Origin of the sequence: Kocuria marina (assembly GCF_000786655.1) — a bacterium.
Classification (GTDB): domain Bacteria; phylum Actinomycetota; class Actinomycetes; order Actinomycetales; family Micrococcaceae; genus Kocuria; species Kocuria marina_A.
Genome location: NZ_JROM01000050.1, coordinates 1 through 1,189, shown reverse-complemented (window position 1 = coordinate 1,189; position 1,189 = coordinate 1). Strand labels below are relative to the sequence as shown.

Sequence of the window (1,189 nt, the reverse complement as noted above, 5' to 3'; positions counted from 1 at the left end):
GGGGTGTCTAGCGTCAGGAGATCGTTGACAGTGTTGGCTGTGGGACCCACCGGGTGATCGTTGACAGCTGCGTCGGGTCATCGTTGACATAAACGCGCCGATGATCGTTGACAGGTGAGTCGCGTCATCGCTGACACCACCGCCCGGCGACGATAACGGATGGGAAGCACCTCACGTCACCTCGTCATCGTCCGATCCGTGCGCGATCAACACCTCACCGTGGCCCAAGCCGCCACCCGTTACGGGGTCTCCCGGCAATGGGTCTACACCCTGCTCGCCCGCTACGACACCCACGGGGTGGACGGGCTCACCCCACGCTCGAAAGCCCCACACACCACCCCGGGGGCCTTACGTCAAGCCCTGGTGGACCAGATCATCAACCTGCGCCGAGAACTTACCGCTGAGGGCACTTCACCAAACCCTCAAGCGCTGGCTCACCGCCCGACCCCTCCCGGCTACCACCACCGAACTCCAAGACCTGCTGGATCGTTTCCGCACCTGGTACAACACCGCCCGACCCCACCGGGCCCTCGCACGCGCCACCCCGGCTACCGCCTACACGGCCACCCCCAAAGCCACCCCGACCACGACCACCACCACCGAATGGCGTACCCGCACCGATGTGATCGACCCCTGGGGAAAAATCAGCCTGCGCTACGCCGGGAAACTACGCCACCTCGGGGTAGGACGCGCCCACATCGGTGAACCCGTGTTGATGCTCATCCACGACAACCACGTCATCACCAGCAACGCCACCACCGGACAGATCATCGCTGAACACACCATCAACCCCACCACCAACTATCAACGCCCCCACCCCCGCACCTGAACCCACACCCCCAGACACGACAAAAGGGCCCCGGAACCATGAAGTTCCAGGACCCTTCTGTCATCCATCTACCGACTCATCTGTCAACGATGACCCGACTCAGGACAATCGCGGAGACGGGGGGATTTGAACCCCCGGTCCGGTTTAACCCGGACCCTTCATTAGCAGTGAAGTCCATTCGGCCGCTCTGGCACGTCTCCGTGTCGTTCGTGATGCTCCAGTTCCATGAGAACAGGCTCATCCCAAAACAACGGACGTCAGCTTATCGGCACGGTGCGCGAGCGGTCAAAGCGGCGGGCGCGTCGTTCCCGCCGGGATGCAGCGGCAGCACACCCCGGCGTGGTAGTCATGGTGCGGGGC

The 1,189-nt window shown here is 63.3% G+C and carries 1 protein-coding gene, 1 tRNA gene and 2 pseudogenes; 3 read left to right on the top strand and 1 reads right to left on the bottom strand.

The window, feature by feature from the left end:
- Positions 1 to 159 precede the first annotated feature (159 nt).
- The 3 genes and pseudogenes from AS25_RS15560 to AS25_RS15075 form a co-directional block, all read left to right on the top strand.
- Positions 160 to 378: pseudogene (locus AS25_RS15560) on the top strand (helix-turn-helix domain-containing protein); the annotation flags it as partial.
- 13 nt (positions 379 to 391) lie between these two features.
- A pseudogene (locus tag AS25_RS15555) lies at positions 392 to 535 on the top strand (integrase core domain-containing protein); the annotation flags it as partial.
- 87 nt (positions 536 to 622) lie between these two features.
- On the top strand, positions 623 to 829 hold the full coding sequence (locus AS25_RS15075; protein WP_052160954.1) for a hypothetical protein: 207 nt from the start codon (positions 623 to 625) through the stop codon (positions 827 to 829).
- Positions 830 to 940: 111 nt separating this feature from the next.
- Here AS25_RS15075 and AS25_RS11370 read toward each other — a convergent pair.
- A tRNA-Ser gene (locus tag AS25_RS11370) sits at positions 941 to 1,029 on the bottom strand.
- Positions 1,030 to 1,189: the final 160 nt, after the last annotated feature.